Genomic DNA, 17,086 nt, shown 5'->3' on the forward strand with positions numbered 1-17,086 from the left:
CAATCGGCCAGTTGCGCAAGCCACTGGATAGCATTTGGCACGGAAATCCCATTCATCCTCTTCCGGTGTGTTTGGGCGTCGGGTTTTGCGTCAGCACCGGCTTGTAATAGTCTGTTCGGCGCTTATCGTGCGCCGATTATCAGAGATCGAGGGGCGAAGTGTCGAGCAGAGATAGCCTTGGCTCTGACCAAGACGCATTCGTTTTTGGCGATTTCCGGTTGCTTCCGGGGCGACAGGCGTTGCTCCACAAAGGCCAACCCGTCTACCTCGGTGGACGAGCCTTCGATATTTTGACCCTGCTCGTAGCTCGGCCGGGTGAAGTCGTAAGCAAGAGCGAGCTCTTCGAGCATGTGTGGCCCGGCTACATCGTTCACGATCATAATCTGAAGGTCAACGTCGGCAGCCTCCGGCGTCATCTCGCTCAAGCCGATCCATCTACCGAATATATCGCGACCATCGCCGGACGCGGCTACAAGTTCGTCGCTGCCGTAGCTCGCGAAGGCGCAGCGCCGCGCGAAGTGCTTGTGACTGGTTCGCGACAATCTTCGGGCGGAGCTCGGTATAGCGGTCCGCCCAAAGTGCAAACCCTGCTGGGCCGTGATGACGCGATCGAGCAGATTTCGGCACAATTGCAGCAACCTGGTTATCTCACGATTGTCGGACCGGGTGGGGCCGGCAAGACGTCCCTCGCGGTCACCGTGGCTCGCCAAAGCGTAGAGGCCGATCGCGCGATTGCTTTTGTCGATCTTTCGACCGTCACCGATCCACGCTTCGCTGTCCCCGCCATTGCGTCGGCTCTCGGCGTATCGCTCGGCCTCGAAGACCCGATCGCTGGGGTCGTCGATCTGCTGCGCCAGCAAAGGCCGATACTGATCGTCGACAATTGCGAGCATGTTATGGCGACGGCGGCGACGATCGTTGAACGGGTTTCGGCGGAACTTCCCGACGCGCGCATCATCGCGACCAGCCGCGAACCGCTGCGGACCAGAAGCGAACGGATTCACTTCCTTTCAGGCCTCGCCTATCCCGTCGATGGAGGCTTGATCGGAGCCGAGGAAGCGCTGAAATTTCCTGCCGTCCAACTCTTTCTCTCCAAGGCGGAGAACGACGACCCCGCGTCGATCAGCGACGAGCATGCGCGCGATATCGTCGCGATCTGCACGCGCCTGGAAGGCTTGGCGCTGGCGATCGAACTGGCGGCGAGTACGGCCCGTGTTCTGGCCCCTTCCGCCTTGGCGCAGTTCTTCGAGGACGGCTTCGATGCCATGACCAGAGGGCCGAGGGACGCACCGTTGCGGCACCAGACGCTGGAAGCAACCCTCGACTGGAGCTATTGTTTGCTGCCCGATCACGAAGCGGTTCTGTTGGGGCTCCTGTCATTGTTTTCGGGCAAATTTTGCGCTGCCGATGCCGAGGCGCTTTACCCGGCTGGCGATCTGGATCCGCTGACCGGCCGCGATGCCCTCTCGCAGCTCGTTGCCAAATCGCTCGTAACCGCCGAACTTGAAGGTGGAGTGGTCCAATATCGGCTGGCCGAAAGTACCAAGACCTATGCCGCACGCCGTCTTTTCGGCGCCCCGCATCGAGAGGATGCGCGGCGACGGTTTGCGCTTCACGTGAAAGACAAGATGCTCGTGGCCGAGCGCGAATGGGCGTCGCAATCTTCGCGGGTGTGGCTGCAAAAATATCGTGGGCAGATCGACGATGTGCGCGCGGTCATCAGCTGGGCCTTTGATCCGTCCGGGGACGCGGCGCTCGGTGTCGAGTTGGTCGTCGCGGCATTGCCGCTTTGGCAGGAGCTTTCAGCTTTCAAGGAGCTGCTTGCCGCCGTCGAACAAGCCGATGCGGCCATCGCAGCGGTTCCCGGGCTCTCGCCGCTTTCCCGGGCGGAACTGTCCACCGCTCGGGCGTGGGCCATGACGCTTGCGCGCGCGATGCATCCGCAAGCGGGAACTGCCTGGCGCAAAAGCATTCAGGATGCCGAACGGACGGAGGACCGGGAATTTCAATTGCAGACGGTATGCGGACAGGCTGTCTATCTGACTTATTCGGGACGCCCACTCACGGCGCTGCGCAGCATGAAATCCTTTGCTGCAACCACGGGTATCGATTGGGATAGTGCCCCCGACGGCAAGCGATTTCTTGCGCACGCAGAGGTTTATGCCGGCCATTTCGACTCTGCCTCGGTTCGTCTGGAGGAGCTCACAACGCGATGGGGCGATCTGGATGAGGTAAAACGATTATCGCGCTTCCAGGTTGAGTTGCCGATTGCGATAGGCTTGTCGCATGGCTTTTTGCTTTGGCTTCAAGGCCAGTCCGATCGTGCCTCTGCGGTCGCGACGTGTGCTGTCGACCGCGCGGTCGATCTCGATCACATGATTTCTCTGGGCAATTCGATCTGCCTCGCCGCGCTCCCGATTGCCTATTTGAACGGCGACCTTGAGCGCGCTTCCTGCCTCCAACATCAGCTTGCCGATGTCAGCAGGCGAGAAGGTATCGGGATTTACGAAGCGACCAGCCGCTTTTTCGCCGGCGCCATTCAGGTGGCGAACGGTGCGGAGGCTGGATTTGCATTGATGGAACAGAGCATCTCCGATCTGACGCGGCAAAGGTGGCACACCCGGACTGCCTTTTACCGAAGCCTGCTCGCGGAAGCCTGGTCCCAAGCCGGCGATAGTGCGCGCGCGATAAGCTGCCTGCGGGCGGCTATGATCGAGCGCGATCTGCGCGAAGAGCGCTGGTGTCATCCTGAGCTCTTCCGCGTCGCGGGCGTCATCGCGGCCCGCAGCGGGGATGTCGACAGGGCGGCTCGCTATTTCCAGCAATCGCTGGCGCGAGCGGGATCCTTGGGTGGCGGCGCAGCGATCCGGCGAACCCAAGAATGTCAGGCTGTCTTCCTGTGATCCGGAACGCGCGGCTCTGAGATCAGGCGCGTTCAGACCGCCCAGCAGCCGCAGCCGAAGGCTCCCCAGAAGCTCTGGACGTCGGCGGCCGGCACGTTGGCGCCGAGAGCCGCGGCATGGTCGTGGCCATGGACGTTGCAGGCGCTGGCACAGCCGCAGGCGGCCGCCATCTTCTGCGCGCTCTCGGGCCGGCGATAATGGCCGCCGAAGGTCGCGACGGGCGACCAGTCGGGCATCGGCTTGGGCAGGGCGGGTGCGAGGGGGCCATAATCGCCCTCGCCATATACGACCTTGCCGCCGAGGATGGTCAGCACTGCGCGCAGATGCACGATCTCGCTTTCGGCGACGCCGAAATAATCGTCCGAGAGCAGCGCGACGTCGGCGAGCTGACCGGCCTTGATCTGGCCCTTCTTGCCCACCTCGTTCGAGAACCATGTGTTCTTTTCGGTCCAGAGGCGCAGCGCGGTTTCGCGGTCGAGCCGGTTGCGAACGGGATAGAGCGTTGTGCCGCCGAGCGTCTTGCCGGTGACGAGCCACGAGAGCGAGACCCACGGATTATAGCTCGCGACGCGCGTCGCGTCGGTCCCGGCGCCGACCGGGATGCCGGCCTCCATCATCCGCTTGATCGGCGGGGTCGCCTCTGCCGCCTTGGCGCCATAGCGTTCGATGAAATATTCGCCTTGGAACATCATTCGGTGCTGGAGTGCGATGCCGCCGCCGAGTGCTGCAATGCGATCGATATTGCGCTCGCTGATCGTCTCGGCATGGTCGAAGAACCAGTTGAGACCCTGAAGCGGGATGTCCCTGTTGACCTTTTCGAACACGTCGAGCGCGCGGCCGATCGTCTGGTCATAGGTCGCGTGGAGGCGCCACGGCCATTTACGTTCGGCGAGCAGGCGCACCACGGGCTCGAGGTCGCTTTCCATGTTCGCCGGCATGTCGGGCCGCTCGACGCGGAAATCCTCGAAATCCGCGGCCGAATAGACGAGCATCTCGCCCGCGCCATTGTGACGGTAGGTATCGTCGCCATCGCCAGGCTTTACTTGGCTAGACCAGGTCGCAAAATCCTTGAGCTCTTCTTTCGGCTTTTGCGTGAAGAGATTGTACGCGATGCGCAGCGTCATCTCGCCGTCCTTGTGCAGCTTTTCGATAATCTGGTAATCGTCGGGATAATTCTGGAAGCCGCCGCCCGCGTCGATCACGCTGGTGACGCCGAGCGAATTGAGCTCGCGCATGAAATGCTTCGTCGAATTGACCTGATAGTCCTCGGGCAGCTTCGGCCCCTTGGCCAGCGTCGCATAGAGGATCGTCGCGTTGGGCTGCGCGAGCAGCAGGCCCGTCGGGTTGCCGGCGGCGTCGCGGACGATTTCGCCGCCTGGCGGGTTCGGCGTGTCCTTGGTGTAGCCCACCGCTCGCAGCGCGGCGGCATTGAGGAGCGCGCGGTCATAGAGGTGCAGGATGAAGACTGGCGTCTCGGGCGCCGCGACGTTGATTTCGTCGAGCGTCGGCAGGCGCTTTTCGGCGAACTGATGCTCGGTGAAGCCGCCGACGACGCGTACCCATTGCGGCGACGGGGTGTTCGCCGCCTGGCGCTTCAGCATTGCCATCGCGTCGGCAAGGCTCGGCACGCCGTCCCAGCGCAGCTCCATGTTATAGTTCAGCCCGCCGCGGATGACGTGGATGTGGCTGTCGATCAGGCCCGGGATCAGGCGGCGGCCTTTGGCATCGATCACGGTCGCATCGGGACCGGCCGCGGCGCGAGCTGCCTGCTCGCTGCCGACACTCAGGAATTTGCCGCCGCCGATCGCGACCGCCTGCGCCTCGGGATTGGCCTTGTCGAGCGTGGTCACCTTGGCGTTGACGATGATCAGGTCCTTGGGGCTCATGGCGAAGCTTTCCGATGCAGAGAGAAGGGCGGTGGTGGCGGCGCCGGCGAGCGCCTGGCGGCGGGAGATCGGGTTCATGCGTCGCGCTCCTTAGCGGTCGGCGGCGTCCCCAATATCTGCGGGGCGCAATCCTGGTGGAAATATCGAACCAGTTCGGGCCTGTCGGCAAGCCTCTTGGCGAGAGGGACGATCTGCTCGCCGAGCAGGATTCCCGCGAGGCCGACGAGGGCGACGATCGGCGGGGCGGGAGAACGGACGCCGAGGACGCTGTAGACAAGGCCGGCGAGCAGTCCGGCGCCCAGCGAGATCAGGTAGATTTTCATGGCTTGATGCTCCTCAAGAGTCGCCGAGTAGCTCGGCAAAGCAAACGCTGGCGAGGGATTACGGCTGCGCTGAAGGTCTCGGCCTCTTGACTGGCGCTCTTCAATCGCTGGTCAGCACCCATAGCCTCTCGCGCAGCTCCGCGTTTTGCTGTTCCAGTGCGCCGATCCGGTCGTGAAGCGGCTGGACCGCAACAGCGACCTCCGGTTCGGAAAAGCGGGGAGTGATGGCTGGGAGCAGTTCCAGTCATAGGCTTCCAATGTGATGCGGAAGACCCGCTCGGGCACTGCGCGGTAGGACGCATCGCTCAGTCGGCCGGTTAGCTCATGATCCGCATCGAGCGCGGGCTTCTCAGCTTGGCCGTAAATTTTCAGACGCGCCCGATTGCGGTAATCGACGAGTATCAGGCATATCCGGTTGTTCGCCGTCAAATTACCGGTGCTGATATACTGCCGATTGCCTCGATAATCGAGAAAGGCGAGCGTGCGCTCATCGACCAGTTTCAGAAAACCGGCGGGGCCGCCGCGATGCTGGACATAGGGCCAGCCCGTCTCTGAAACCGAAGCCATGTAGAAGCTGTCCCGCTCAGCGATGAACGCCGCCTCCCGCGGCGTGAAGCGGTCGAACTCCCGGTGCCCCTTGAAGTCGGTCCAGAGTCTGTCCGCCCCATTTCGGCTTGCGCCCTGCGAACCGCTGGCGTCAGCGCGATATCCATGAAACCATAAGCCATATCGTGTCTCGCTGCCTTGCCCCGATCACAGGGCGCATTTCCGGATGGGATTAGCTCGCTTCTCTTACTGCCTGCTGCGCGCGCGCATAGCTCTCGGCGACCGCCGCATAGTTGGGCGCAACGAGGCCGTAGAGCTTGCCGAGCTCGGCCGCTTCGGGACGCGCCCAAGTGCGGTGCAGCTCCGAGAGCAGCGCATTGGTCGACGTCGGCTTGACCCCGCCCTGCACGAAGCGGGCAAGCGAAATTCGGGACACCATTTCGCTCGGATCGCCCGATGCATCGAGTACGGCATAGACGTCGTAGCCGGCGGCCCGAGCATCGAGAGCGGGGAACATCACGCAGACGCTCGTCCATACGCCCGCCATGATCAACGTCTTGCGTCCGGTCGAGCGGACCTCGGCAACGAAGTCATCATTGTCCCAAGCATTCACTTCGCCCTTGCGGGGAACATAAACGGCGTGCGGCGCATGTTCGTGGATTTCTGGCATCAGCGGACCGTTGGTCCCTGCGGGTTCAGAAGCGGTCGTGATGACCGGGATTTCGAGTAGCGCGGCGAGCTTGGCGATCATCTCGACATTCCGGCGCAGGTCGGCGACCGGGATGTCCTTGACGGTCTGTAACAGCCCCGACTGGTGATCGAGAAGCAGGATCAGCGCGTCGGACGGGTCGATCAATGTGGCGCCACCGCCTGAGGGCAGGACGCTCGATTTGGATTTGCTATTGTACATGGTTCATTCTCCTTCTTGAGTTGCAGTCAACGGGGCGAGGGTTCGCGAGAGAAAATCGCGCAGGATTGGGACGATTTCGTCCGCCTTCTCCTCAAGGGCGAAATGCCCGGTGTCGAAAAAGTGGAGTTCCGCCTCGGGAAGGTCGCGCAAATAGGCGTGCGCGCCGTCTGTCATGAAGATCGGATCATTTCTGCCCCAAAGGATCAGCGTCGGGGGACGATGTGCGCGAAAATATTGGTGAAATGCGGGATAGAGCGCGACATTGGTTTGATAGTCCCGGATGATGTCGAGCTGAATTTCGGTCGCGCCCGGTCGGTCGAGAAAATGCTGGTCGGTCAGCCAAGCCGCAGGATCGATCCGCTCCGGTTCCGAAGCGCCCGTGAGATATTGAACGCGCGTGCCATTGAGCGTCAAAAAGGGCCGCATCGCATCGCGGTTTGCCTGTGGATCGGCCCAATAAGCGCGAGTGGGGGCCCAGAAATCGCCCATGCCCTCTTCATAGGCATTGCCGTTCTGGACGATCAGGGCCGTGATGCGATCGGGATTGGCGACCGCCAGGCGAAAGCCGGTCGGCGCGCCATAATCCATGACATAGAGCGCGAAGCGCTCGATGCCGAGCTGGTCGAGAAAGCTCGCGACGATTTTCGAGAAGTTTTCAAAGCTGTAGTCGAAAGCTTCTGTCGGGGGCATCTCCGACAGGCCAAATCCGGGAAGGTCGGGCGCGATCACATGGAAGCGGTCGGCCAGTGCCGGAATGAGGTTCCGGTACATATGCGACGAGCTCGGGAAACCGTGAAGCAGGACGACCACCGGCGCGCCGCACTCGCCCGCCTCGCGGTAGAATATGTCCAGCCCAGCGACTTTGGCGGTGCGATGACAGGTGAGGGGGTACGTCATGGGGCCGTCTTCCTACGCCGCAGCGGCGGCAGTGGCCGCCGCGACGATAAAGGCGGCGACCTCGCGTGGATGCGACAGCATCACGGCATGGCTGCTGTCGATTTCCGAAAGCGTGGCGCCGGCGCGTCCGCCCATGCGTCGCTGTGCGCTCGGCGGCACCATCTTGTCAGCCGACGCGACCAGATAGAAGCTGGGCTTTGTCTTCCACGCCGCATTGGTGAGCCGTGCGGTTGCCGCGCCGAGCCCCCACGGCAATTGTGCGGCCGCCATGAAGCCCGTGGTCGCGGCATCGACGTCCGCAGCGAAGGCCGCGCCAAATCGGGCCGGATCGACGATGAGGTAACCGTCTTCGGTGGGGACGACGGGTGCCTTGGCCTCCCCAGGTTCGCCGGCGGCTTCGTTGAGCTCGGCCACCGATTCTCCGACATCGGGAACAAATGCCCCAATGTAGGCAAGTCCTTTGACCTTGCGATCGACACCGGCTTCGGAGATGACCGCTCCGCCGTAGCTGTGGCCGACCAGTAAAACCGATTGTCCAGCGTCCGAAATAAGCCGCTTCGTCGTCGCGACGTCGCCCTCGAGCGAGATCGTCGGGTGCTGGGCTACGAGTACTTCAAATCCGCGACCAACGAGGTCGTCATGAACCTGTCGCCATCCCGAGGCATCCACAAAGGCGCCGTGTACAAGGACGATCGAAAGGGTTGGCGCGCCAGCTTCGTGGGCGCCTGTGGCGGTAATGGTCATCTCATTTCCTTTCGGGGTGGTGCCGCGGGGCGAGGCCCCGCGGATGTCACGTCACTTGCAAATCTTGCGGTCGAGAAAGTCGCGAATGAGCGGCGCCATCACGTCGAGTCGGTCCTCCAGCGCGAAGTGGCCGCTGTCGAGGATATGCATCTCGGCGTCGGGCAGATCGCGCAGATAGGGGTGCGCGCCGGCTTCGGGAAAGATGACATCGTTTTTGCCCCAGACGATCAGCGTCGGCGGCTTTCGTTCGCGGAAGAAGGCCTGGAATTGCGGATAGAGCGGGACGTTGCTGCCGTAATCGCCGAGAAGATCGAGCTGGATGTCCTTGTTACCCGGCCGATCGAGCAGTGCCTGATCGTGAACCCAATTGTCCGGGCTGATCCGCGCGATGTCGCCCATACCGTCGGTGTACTGAAATTTGGTCGTCTCGAGCGTGAGGAGACCGGCGAGGGCTTCTCGGCGCTCTGGCGTCCTCTCGGCCCAGTAGGCCTTGATCGGATCCCAGAAGGCCGCGAGCCCCTCGGTATAGGCATTGCCGTTCTGGACGATCAGACTGTCGACCCGCTCCGGATGCTTGAGCGCGAGCCGGTATCCGATCGGGGCGCCATAATCCATGACGTACATGCTGTAGCGTGTTGCGCCGACCTGTTCGGTGAGCTTGTCGACGACGACGGTGAGGTTCGCGAAGGTGTAGGCGAATTTCTCGTGGTCGGGCGCGTCGCTCTGGCCGTAGCCCGGATAGTCCGGCGCGATGACGCGGTAGCGGTCGGCGAGCAGCGGAATGAGATTGCGGTACATGTGCGACGAAGTCGGGAAGCCGTGAAGCAGCAGGATGACAGGGGCGTCCTTTGGACCGGCTTCGCGATAGAATACCTTCACGCCGTCTATCTTTGCGCTCTTGTAGTGAATGACGGGTACCGCCTTCGCCGCAGACACGGGTTTTAGGGGCGTACATGCCGCATCGGCGGCGACCGGACTGATCGCGATGATCGCGGCCATGGCGGTAACGAGATGTGTCTTCATGATCCTTGCCTTTCGAATGGGGTGCAGATCGGTCAGCACCTTGCGAAAAGCGGGCTATCATCGGCCAGGACATCCACCGGGATAAATAAGGGTAAAAAGTTGAACACTCGGCTTTACCAGTCGCCGTCGGAGGATGGATCCTTTTTACAGCGGTCCCGGTTTGGGCGCGGGCAAATCGCAAGGGAGGCTATGCACATCTGTCCGCTTTCGCCGGTTCGACTTCCAAAAGCTGCCGGTCTGCAATCGGCCAATCGCAGCCAATCGCCAAGGAAGGTGCAGCGCGCGGTGATAGGAGGACGTTCATCGAAGCCGTCGCCACTCGCGGCGCGCAGGGGGCATTTTTGGGGGCATGTCTAAGAGGTTTATTGTCATATTATATATATCAAATATTTACCCATTAATTTCGGTTCCCGCTACCGCTCCAATTTCTCATCCCATGATATTCGTATTCGTCTGGATATGGTCCGGAAACTTAACGGGTGCGGTCTGATCATCCGCGCATTCCATACCGCGACCGGGGCGAACGGGCCGACCGCGATCCTCCCGCCATTACTACGTTTCCGTATGAACGATATCAGGTGGACCTTGGCGAGGCGCGATCGGATCTATCACCCAGATGTCGGTCGCTCCCATTTTTGCTGATGTCCCGGCGCCACCGGGCAAGATAGTCTCCTTCTCAAAATGACATGAGGAGGATGCGATGGATCTGGGTCTGGCCGGCAAGAAGGTGATCATCAACGGCGGCGCGCACGGGCTGGGGCTCGCCTCGCTCAAGATTTTCGCCGCCGAGGGCGCCGACGTCGCTTTCTTCTCGCGCGATGCCGACAAGGTCGCGGCCGCGGTGGCGGCGATCGATGCGGCGGGGCCTGGCAAGGTCTTTGGCGAACAGTTCGACATGACGGGCAACCCCGACGGCTATCGCGCCTGGCTCGAAAAGGCCCGCGATGCGCTCGGCGGCTGCGACATCTTCATCCACACCGCGAGCTCGTCGGGGCAGGGCGCGACCGGCGACTGGCAGCGCGGTCTCGACATGGACATCATGGGCGCGGTCCACGGCGTCGAGGTGCTGACCGAGGCGCTGGCGGCGTCGGGGTCGGGGTCGATCATCTTCATGTCGTCGACCGCGGCGGTCGAGACCTTCATCGTGCCGCAGGCGTTCAATGCGCTGAAGGCGGCGCTGATCACCTATGGATCGCAGCTGAGCCAGGCACTCGCGGCGCAGAATATCCGCGTCAACATCGTCTCGCCCGGCGCGATCTATTATCCCGGCGGCAATTGGGAGGTCATCAAGTCGGCCGTGCCGCCGCTCTACGAAGCCACGCTCGCGCAGATGCCGATGGGGCGTTTCGGCGAGCCCGAGGAAGTGGCGAAGGCGATCGTCTTCATGGCGTCGCCGGCCTGTCCGTACATGACCGGCGCGCATCTCGTCGTCGACGGCGGCTTCACCAAGCGCGTCCAGTTCTAGGCCCCGCGCGATGAAACTCTATCAGTCGCTCGGCCCCAATCCGCGCGTGGTGCTGATGTACCTCGCCGAGACCGGGGTCGCGGTCGATTGCCAGTTCGTCGACATCATGGCGGCCGAGAATCGTCAGCCCGAATTTTGCGCCAAAAGCCCGCTCGGGCACACACCGCTGCTCGAACTGGACGACGGTAGCTGCATCGCCGAAAGCATCGCGATCTGCGAATATCTCGATGAGACGCAGACCGCGCACGCCTTGTTCGGTGCGAGCGCGGAGGAACGGGCGCAAACGCGGATGCTGGTGCGGATCGTCGACCAGCTCGTCGTCGTGCCGATGACCGCGGGTTTTCGCGGCGCCGAGGGGCTGCCGATGTTCCAAAGCCGGCTGCTCTGCCTGCCCGATGCCGCCGCCGACCTGAAGCGGCTCGCCGCCGACGGGCTGGCGAAGGTCGATGGGATCGTCGGTGTGGGACCGTGGCTTGCGGGCGATCGCTTCAGCCTGGCCGACATCCTCCTCTTTTGCTTCGTCGAGTTCGGCGCGATGGTCGGCCAGCCGGCCGATCTCGCGCTCGCCAATCTGGCCGCCTGGCGGACACGCGTCGCCGCGCGACCCAGCGCTGCCGCCAGCGCCAACCCTCAACTGGGCATCGGAGAGCCTGCATGACTAAAGCGACGATCGACCGCGACAAGCTGCGCGACATCTACACCCGCACGATGCGCGTCGCGCGCGCCGACGAGAAGTTCCGCTCGCTGCTGATGACCGGCAAGCTCGCGGTCATCTATTACACCGTGCGCGGGCAGGAGCTGGTGTCGGCGGCGGCGATGGCGGCGCTCGAGCCGAGCGACTATCTGGTCACCACCTATCGCGGCCAGCACGACCAGATCGCCAAGGGCGTACCGCTCAATCCGCTGTTCGCGGAGATTGCGGGCAAGGTCGGCGGTACTTGCCGCGGCAAGGGCGGGTCGATGCACATCACACATCCCGAAACCGGGGTGATGGTGACCACCGGCGTCGTCGGATCGGGGCTGCCGATCGCCAACGGCCTCGCGCTCGCGTCGCAGAACCGCGGCGACGGCAAGGTGACGATGGTCTGCTTCGGCGACGGCGCGACCAATATCGGCGCCTTCCACGAGGCGATGAACATGGCGCAGCTGTGGAAGCTGCCTGTGATCTTCCTCTGCCAGAACAACCGCTATGGCGAGCACACCGCCTTTGCCGATCACACCAAGGTCGATTCGATCGTCACCCGCGCCAAGGCCTATGGAATGGCCGGCGTGCATGTCGACGGCAACGACGCCATCGCGATGTACAACACCACCAAGGCCGCGGTCGATCGCGCCCGCGCGGGCGAGGGGCCGACGCTGGTCGAGGCGATGTGCTACCGGATGCTCGGGCATTTCTTCGGCGCCGATTTCTCCTACATGCCGAAGGAGCATCTGGCCGAGATGGCGGCGGAGGATCCGCTGCCGCGGCTCCGCCAGCTGATGCTCGACCATCAGTTTACCGAGGCGGAGCTCGACGCAATCGTCGCCGACCTCGATGCCCAGATGGACGCTGCTGCCGAATTCGCCGCGAATAGTCCGCTGCCGGGGCCGGAGGAAATCCGCAAGGATGTCTTCGAAGAGGAGATCGCGGCATGAGCGCGCAGATCACGATGACGCAGGCGATCAACCGCGCGATCGACGAGGCGATGGCCGAAGATGAAGGCGTGATCTTGCTGGGCGAGGATGTTGCCGCGAAGCAGGGCGGCGGGGTATTCAAAATCTCGGCGGGGTTGACCGAAAAATATGGCGAGCACCGCGTCCGCGCGACGCCGATTTCGGAGCAGGCGATCGTCGGCGCGTGCGTCGGCGCCGCGCTCGCGGGCTTCCGCCCTATTGCCGAGATCATGCTGATGAACTTCGTGACCGTCGCGATGGACCAGATCGTCAACCACGCCGCGAAGCTCCGCTTCATGTCGGGCGGGCAGACCAACGTACCGCTGGTGATCCGTACCACGACCGGGGTCGGGGTCGGCTTCGGCGGCCAGCATAGCGACATGCTCGAGGCCTGGTTCGCGCATGTCGCGGGGCTGAAGATCGTCACCCCGTCGAACGCCGCCGACGCGCAGGGGCTGATGCGCGCGGCGATCGCGTGCAACGACCCGGTGATCTTCATCGAGAATATCCTCTGCTACGGCCTGAAATCCGACGATCCGGGCCCGGGTCATTTCGTGCCGCTGGGCAAGGCGGCGATCGCGCGCGAAGGCAGTGACTGTTCGATCGTCACCTATGGCCGCACCGTGCTCGACGCGCTTGAAATCGCGGGCAAGCTTGCCGACGAGGGGATTTCGGTCGAGGTCATCGATCTCCGCACCATCGCGCCTTACGACGAGGCGACGGTCACGGCATCGGTCGAAAAGACCGGCCGCGCGGTCGTGCTGCACGAGGCGGTGAAGCAGTACGGCACCGGTGCCGAAATCGCCTCGCGGCTAAACGAAAAGCTGTTCGGCAAGCTCAAAGCCCCGGTGACGCGCATCGGCGGTGCCTTCTCGGCAGTGCCGATGGCGAATGCGCTCGAACAGGCGTGGATCCCGAACAAGGATGCGATCGCCGATGCAGTGCGCACAGCAGTCAACTGGAAGGGCTGAGCCATGGCGGAAGAGCTGCGTATTCCCAAGGTCGGCATGTCGGCGACCGAAATGACGCTCAACGAATGGATGTTCGGCGACGGCGAGCGCGTCGAGGTCGGCGACATCATCTATACGGTCGAGACCGACAAGACGACGGTCGAGGTCGAGGCGCAGGTCGCCGGGATCATCCGTCCGATCGGGGTGGAGGGCGAAGTCTATCCGGTCGGCGCGCTCGTCGGCACGATCGAATGACTCCGCTCGAAGCCAGCAAGGCGATGTATGCGGCGGTCGCCAAGGGCGACTGGGACGAAGTCGCGACCTTCATGGCCGACGATCTCGTCATCTATGAACCCATGTCGCTGCCTTATGGCGGCGAATGGCGCGGGCGTGACGCGCTGCAAAAGCTGTATGCGCATGTCATGGGGTTTTGGGAGGATCCCGTCGTCCAGTGGCAGGAACTGGTCGGCGGCGAGAAATATGCCGTCGCTCTGCTCCATTTCACTGTGACCGCAAAATCGAGCGGCAAACGTTTCGAGACGCATATCGCCGAGGTCACCGAGTTCGACGACGCGGGCAAGATGGCGTCGATGCGCATCCATTATTTCGACACCGCCCACATGGTCGAGCAATTGAAGGCTGCGGGCGTTCCGGGCGCGGCATGAAGAAAATAATCGTCCTCGGCGCGCCCGCCGACCAAGGTATCCCGCTGCTGACGGCACTGAAGGCGCGCGGCCTGGAACCCGCCGCCGGGGTGCGGAGGCCGGGCGCGATGGCGGCGACGGTGCACCCCGATGTGCCCGAGGTCGCGGCCGACCTTTACGACGTCGCCAGCCTGACCGCCGCGTTCGAGGGGCAGGATGCGCTCGCCATGCACCTGCCGTTCGAATTCGACCGCGAGCGCGCGGCGACGATGGGACGCAACATCGCGGCAGCGGCGAGCGCGGCGGGGCTGCAGAAGATCGTCTTTAACACGAGCTGCTTCGTCGCCGACCACGAGTTGGGCCTGTCGGCGCACGACGGGCGGCGCGATATCGAGCGTGCGATCCACGAGAGCGGCGTGCCCTATGTGATCATCGAACCGATGGTGTTCATGGACAATATCACCCGCATCTGGTCGCGCCCGGCGATCGTGAACAGCGGGGTCTTCGCTTATCCGGCCGCCGAGACGCTGAAGATCAGCTGGGTCTGCCTGGAAGATGTCGCGGCCTATATGGTCTCGGCGCTGTTGCACGAAGATCTGATCGCCGACCGGATCGCGGTGGGCGGACCCGAAGCGCTGGTGGGCGACGAGGTCGCCGAGCGATTGTCCGTTGCGGCGGGACGTCCGGTGCGCTTCCAGAGCCTGTCGCCCGACGAATTTGCCGCGCGGATGAGCGAGTTGGTCACCGGATCGCGCGAGGTGCAGCCCGCGAGCATCTATGACGGGATGGCCAAATTCTATCGCTGGTACAACGACCAGCCGGTCTCGCCCGTCGCGCTCGACGCGGTGCCGGCGGCGCGGTTGCTGGGGGTGACGCCGACGCCGTTTGCGGAGTGGGCGGTGCGGCAGGACTGGGGCTAAGCCGCGAACCAGCGCCGCGTCGCGGCGAGCAGCGCGCGCGCGCGGTCAGCGGGGTCGGGATGGCCGTCGCGCAAGGCAGCGCTACGCAGTTCGACGCTGAGCGGCGTGACCGACGGTAACTGCGCAAGCAGCTCGTCCAGCGGCAGTTCGCCCTCGCCCGGCATCAGGCGAAGGTCGAGCGCCTCGCGGATGATTTCCGGGATGTCGCTCGGCGGCGGGCCGTGTGCCGGCGCATCGCAGAATTGCGCGTAGGGAAAGCGCCGCGGATCGACCGATCCGAGGTCGGCGGGCGCGCCGCCGGTGCGCGCAAGATGCAGCGGGTCGATCAGCAGGCCGAGATTGTCGCAATCGGCAGCATCGAGCAGGGCGAGCGCGCTCGCGATGTTCCCGACCGTGGTGAAAGCTGCAAATTCCAGACAGGCGCGCAGGCCCGCCGCGGCGGCATGATTGCCGAGCCGGTGCAGCTTGTCCGCGGCGCGGGCCGCGTCATCTTCCGAACTGACGATCAGGACGTTGCGCGCGCCGATCGCCGCGCCCGCGTCGATCGCGGCGAAATGCGAGGCGTCGTCGGGACCGGGCTTCAGCCAGATCACCTCGATATCGAGGATCGCAAGCCCGGCGTCGGCGGCGCGGTCGCGCACCGCGATCGTCGTCGCGGGCGTCCAGCTTTCGGGATCGTACCAGATGCCGGTCGCCGGCCAGCCGCCCGCGATCGCGGCCGCGACCGTTTGTTCGGGCGAAAATTCGGGCATGACGCCCGCCGCAAGCGATAGCAGCGGGGCGGTGCGCGCCATCAGGCGGGCAACTCGCCGTCGATATATTTCCCCAGCGTGCGGTGGAAATGCCGGATCCGGCTTTCCTGATAATGGCCGAGCTCGATCACCCCGTTGGGCGACGATTTCATCCCCTCCTGCACATAGGGGAGATTCTCCATATCCTGGTCGAACACCCCCGCGAGCGCGGCGCCGATCAGGTGGCTCGCGCTGGAAAAGGGCTGGTCGTCGGGGATCAGGTGCATCGGTGCCGACCTGGGCGGTTTTTCGCCCTTGGGCGTGCGCATCAGGATGCGGACCTCCATCAGGCTGTGGTCGACGTCGCCCCAGGGCCGCCAGCGGTAGACGATGTTGGGGGTCAGCCCGCCCCACGGCGCCCAGTTGGGGAAGACATTATAGGTGAAATTGTCGAGCATCTCGCTGTCGGTCGCGCCCGAATAATCATGCCCGTTCATCGCCGAAAAGGCGGCGCGGTTGGCCTCGGCGAGCACTTTGCGCGCGAGCATCGGATCGTCGGCATCGAAACCCATGAGGTCGTCGGCGGACGCGGTGCTGCGCCGCGCGCGGCTGTCGCCGCCGCCGATGAACTCCTCGAGCGATTTCAGGACATAGAATTGATCCTTGCCCTTGATATGCGGCGACATCGCGCCCGCCGGCGTGATCGCGCGGTTGAGGAAGTCGCCATAGAGGTCGTAGCGCGTGTTCGCGTCGGCGGTGAAGCCCAGGATCTGCGGGTGGGTGACGATGCTGTGCCAGGCCTCCATGAACGCTTCGGCGACCGCCTTCCAGTTCGCCGGAATGACGCGGCCGACCCAGGCGCCGGTGTGGCATTCGTCCAGCCGCCAATTGTCATAATGCTCGATGCCGGGGCCGACCCAGTCGCGGAAGCCGGGCAGATCGTGATTCTCGGTGACGAGGATGAAGCCCTGCCAACTCTCGACCTTCAGCTCGGGCAGGCTCATGTCTTTGGCTTCGAGATGCTTGAAGTCCCACGCGCAGGGGGCTTCCTTGAAGCGGCCGTCGTGGTGCCAGGAAAATCCGTGGAAGGGGCAGCGCAGGTTCACCGCGGGGCCGCTCTCGGTGCGCAGCTTGCGGCCGCGGTGTAGGCAGACATTGTAGAAGGCTTTGACCGATCCGTCCTTCTGACGGACGAGCAATATGCTCTTTTCGTTGATGTCATAGACGACGGTGTCGCCGGGGTTCGGCATATCCTCTTCGCGCGCGGCGAACTGCCAGATGTTCGGCCACATCTTCTCGCGCTCGAGCTTCGCCCAATCCTCGCTGACATAACGCTCGATCGCGATCGGCTCGTCGCCGAGTTCCTGATTGGATTCAGCGAACAGATAGTCGGGGACGCGCCGGGTGTCGGCGTTGAGCATGTCGGTGTAGCTGGTACCCGGGCAGCGATCGTCGCGATTCTGGTCCTGGGGCGGGGAGAGGTCGTTCATC

Annotated in this window: 17 protein-coding genes; 8 read left to right on the forward strand and 9 right to left on the reverse strand. The window is 63.6% G+C overall.

From position 1 onward, the window contains the following. Positions 1–158 precede the first annotated feature (158 nt). Complete coding sequence (locus BWQ93_RS03415; RefSeq protein WP_077029290.1) at positions 159–2,903, forward strand: ATP-binding protein; 2,745 nt, start codon at positions 159–161, stop codon at positions 2,901–2,903. 32 nt (positions 2,904–2,935) lie between these two features. On the opposite strand, the gene BWQ93_RS03420 is transcribed toward BWQ93_RS03415, so the two are convergent. The 7 genes from BWQ93_RS03420 to BWQ93_RS03450 form a co-directional block, all read right to left on the reverse strand. After that, positions 2,936–4,867 carry an amidohydrolase gene (locus tag BWQ93_RS03420; RefSeq protein ID WP_077029291.1) on the reverse strand — a complete coding sequence of 644 codons (1,932 nt, stop codon included), beginning with the start codon at positions 4,865–4,867 and terminating at the stop codon, positions 2,936–2,938. After that, a complete protein-coding gene (locus BWQ93_RS03425; protein ID WP_077032179.1) occupies positions 4,864–5,112 on the reverse strand; it encodes a XapX domain-containing protein in 249 nt (82 codons plus the stop codon). Before BWQ93_RS03425 ends, BWQ93_RS03420 begins: the two co-directional genes overlap by 4 nt. A gap of 111 nt (positions 5,113–5,223) precedes the next feature. Then, on the reverse strand, positions 5,224–5,679 hold the full coding sequence (locus BWQ93_RS03430) for a pyridoxamine 5'-phosphate oxidase family protein (protein WP_335694463.1): 456 nt from the start codon (positions 5,677–5,679) through the stop codon (positions 5,224–5,226). 211 nt (positions 5,680–5,890) lie between these two features. After that, positions 5,891–6,568: an isochorismatase family protein gene (locus tag BWQ93_RS03435; protein ID WP_077029292.1), complete on the reverse strand. Its 678-nt coding sequence runs from the start codon at positions 6,566–6,568 to the stop codon at positions 5,891–5,893. Between the two features lie 3 nt (positions 6,569–6,571). Beyond that, on the reverse strand, positions 6,572–7,465 hold the full coding sequence (locus BWQ93_RS21060; RefSeq protein ID WP_077029293.1) for an alpha/beta fold hydrolase: 894 nt from the start codon (positions 7,463–7,465) through the stop codon (positions 6,572–6,574). A 12-nt stretch (positions 7,466–7,477) separates the two neighbouring features. Then, positions 7,478–8,209, reverse strand: coding sequence for an alpha/beta fold hydrolase (locus tag BWQ93_RS21065; protein WP_077029294.1), 732 nt, complete (start codon positions 8,207–8,209; stop codon positions 7,478–7,480). Between the two features lie 51 nt (positions 8,210–8,260). Then, a complete protein-coding gene (locus BWQ93_RS03450) occupies positions 8,261–9,232 on the reverse strand; it encodes an alpha/beta fold hydrolase (protein ID WP_077029295.1) in 972 nt (323 codons plus the stop codon). Positions 9,233–9,932: 700 nt separating this feature from the next. Between BWQ93_RS03450 and BWQ93_RS03455 the strand changes: the two genes are divergently transcribed. Genes BWQ93_RS03455 through BWQ93_RS03485 form a run of 7 tightly spaced genes read left to right on the forward strand, consistent with a single transcriptional unit; the run spans position 9,933 to position 14,864 of the window. Next, the gene (locus BWQ93_RS03455) at positions 9,933–10,697 is read left to right on the forward strand and encodes an SDR family NAD(P)-dependent oxidoreductase (RefSeq protein ID WP_077029296.1); all 765 of its coding nucleotides are present in this window, start codon (positions 9,933–9,935) and stop codon (positions 10,695–10,697) included. 10 nt (positions 10,698–10,707) lie between these two features. Next, entirely contained in the window at positions 10,708–11,355 is a 648-nt protein-coding gene (locus tag BWQ93_RS03460) for a glutathione S-transferase family protein (RefSeq protein ID WP_077029297.1), read from the forward strand. After that, a complete protein-coding gene (locus BWQ93_RS03465; RefSeq protein ID WP_077029298.1) occupies positions 11,352–12,332 on the forward strand; it encodes a thiamine pyrophosphate-dependent dehydrogenase E1 component subunit alpha in 981 nt (326 codons plus the stop codon). The genes BWQ93_RS03460 and BWQ93_RS03465 overlap by 4 nt, the downstream gene beginning before the upstream one ends. After that, complete coding sequence (locus BWQ93_RS03470) at positions 12,329–13,321, forward strand: alpha-ketoacid dehydrogenase subunit beta (RefSeq protein WP_077029299.1); 993 nt, start codon at positions 12,329–12,331, stop codon at positions 13,319–13,321. Before BWQ93_RS03465 ends, BWQ93_RS03470 begins: the two co-directional genes overlap by 4 nt. A gap of 3 nt (positions 13,322–13,324) precedes the next feature. Continuing rightward, positions 13,325–13,555: a biotin/lipoyl-containing protein gene (locus BWQ93_RS03475; protein WP_058814902.1), complete on the forward strand. Its 231-nt coding sequence runs from the start codon at positions 13,325–13,327 to the stop codon at positions 13,553–13,555. After that, the gene (locus BWQ93_RS03480; RefSeq protein WP_077029300.1) at positions 13,552–13,965 is read left to right on the forward strand and encodes a nuclear transport factor 2 family protein; all 414 of its coding nucleotides are present in this window, start codon (positions 13,552–13,554) and stop codon (positions 13,963–13,965) included. Before BWQ93_RS03475 ends, BWQ93_RS03480 begins: the two co-directional genes overlap by 4 nt. Next, complete coding sequence (locus BWQ93_RS03485) at positions 13,962–14,864, forward strand: SDR family oxidoreductase (RefSeq protein ID WP_077029301.1); 903 nt, start codon at positions 13,962–13,964, stop codon at positions 14,862–14,864. Before BWQ93_RS03480 ends, BWQ93_RS03485 begins: the two co-directional genes overlap by 4 nt. Here BWQ93_RS03485 and BWQ93_RS03490 read toward each other — a convergent pair. Beyond that, on the reverse strand, positions 14,861–15,658 hold the full coding sequence (locus tag BWQ93_RS03490) for a sugar phosphate isomerase/epimerase family protein (protein ID WP_077029302.1): 798 nt from the start codon (positions 15,656–15,658) through the stop codon (positions 14,861–14,863). The two genes, BWQ93_RS03485 and BWQ93_RS03490, sit on opposite strands and share 4 nt — an antisense overlap. Beyond that, positions 15,658–17,085 (reverse strand): aromatic ring-hydroxylating oxygenase subunit alpha, encoded by a 1,428-nt coding sequence (locus BWQ93_RS03495; protein ID WP_077029303.1) that lies wholly within the window; start codon positions 17,083–17,085, stop codon positions 15,658–15,660. The genes BWQ93_RS03490 and BWQ93_RS03495 overlap by 1 nt, the downstream gene beginning before the upstream one ends. Between the last annotated feature and the right edge of the window lies 1 nt (position 17,086).

It is taken from the genome of Sphingopyxis sp. QXT-31 (assembly GCF_001984035.1).
Taxonomy (GTDB): domain Bacteria; phylum Pseudomonadota; class Alphaproteobacteria; order Sphingomonadales; family Sphingomonadaceae; genus Sphingopyxis.

Bases quoted from the DNA above. Each gene is read 5' to 3' on its own strand.
- BWQ93_RS03495 (WP_077029303.1), bottom strand. From the start codon at position 17,085: ATGAACGACCTCTCCCCGCCCCAGGACCAGAATCGCGACGATCGCTGC.
- BWQ93_RS03465 (WP_077029298.1), top strand. From the start codon at position 11,352: ATGACTAAAGCGACGATCGACCGCGACAAGCTGCGCGACATCTACACC.
- BWQ93_RS03460 (WP_077029297.1), top strand. From the start codon at position 10,708: ATGAAACTCTATCAGTCGCTCGGCCCCAATCCGCGCGTGGTGCTGATG.
- BWQ93_RS03425 (WP_077032179.1), bottom strand. From the start codon at position 5,112: ATGAAAATCTACCTGATCTCGCTGGGCGCCGGACTGCTCGCCGGCCTT.
- BWQ93_RS03475 (WP_058814902.1), top strand. From the start codon at position 13,325: ATGGCGGAAGAGCTGCGTATTCCCAAGGTCGGCATGTCGGCGACCGAA.
- BWQ93_RS03455 (WP_077029296.1), top strand. From the start codon at position 9,933: ATGGATCTGGGTCTGGCCGGCAAGAAGGTGATCATCAACGGCGGCGCG.
- BWQ93_RS21060 (WP_077029293.1), bottom strand. From the start codon at position 7,465: ATGACGTACCCCCTCACCTGTCATCGCACCGCCAAAGTCGCTGGGCTG.
- BWQ93_RS03420 (WP_077029291.1), bottom strand. From the start codon at position 4,867: ATGAACCCGATCTCCCGCCGCCAGGCGCTCGCCGGCGCCGCCACCACC.
- BWQ93_RS03480 (WP_077029300.1), top strand. From the start codon at position 13,552: ATGACTCCGCTCGAAGCCAGCAAGGCGATGTATGCGGCGGTCGCCAAG.
- BWQ93_RS03430 (WP_335694463.1), bottom strand. From the start codon at position 5,679: ATGGCTTCGGTTTCAGAGACGGGCTGGCCCTATGTCCAGCATCGCGGC.
- BWQ93_RS21065 (WP_077029294.1), bottom strand. From the start codon at position 8,209: ATGACCATTACCGCCACAGGCGCCCACGAAGCTGGCGCGCCAACCCTT.
- BWQ93_RS03485 (WP_077029301.1), top strand. From the start codon at position 13,962: ATGAAGAAAATAATCGTCCTCGGCGCGCCCGCCGACCAAGGTATCCCG.
- BWQ93_RS03470 (WP_077029299.1), top strand. From the start codon at position 12,329: ATGAGCGCGCAGATCACGATGACGCAGGCGATCAACCGCGCGATCGAC.
- BWQ93_RS03490 (WP_077029302.1), bottom strand. From the start codon at position 15,658: ATGGCGCGCACCGCCCCGCTGCTATCGCTTGCGGCGGGCGTCATGCCC.
- BWQ93_RS03450 (WP_077029295.1), bottom strand. From the start codon at position 9,232: ATGAAGACACATCTCGTTACCGCCATGGCCGCGATCATCGCGATCAGT.
- BWQ93_RS03435 (WP_077029292.1), bottom strand. From the start codon at position 6,568: ATGTACAATAGCAAATCCAAATCGAGCGTCCTGCCCTCAGGCGGTGGC.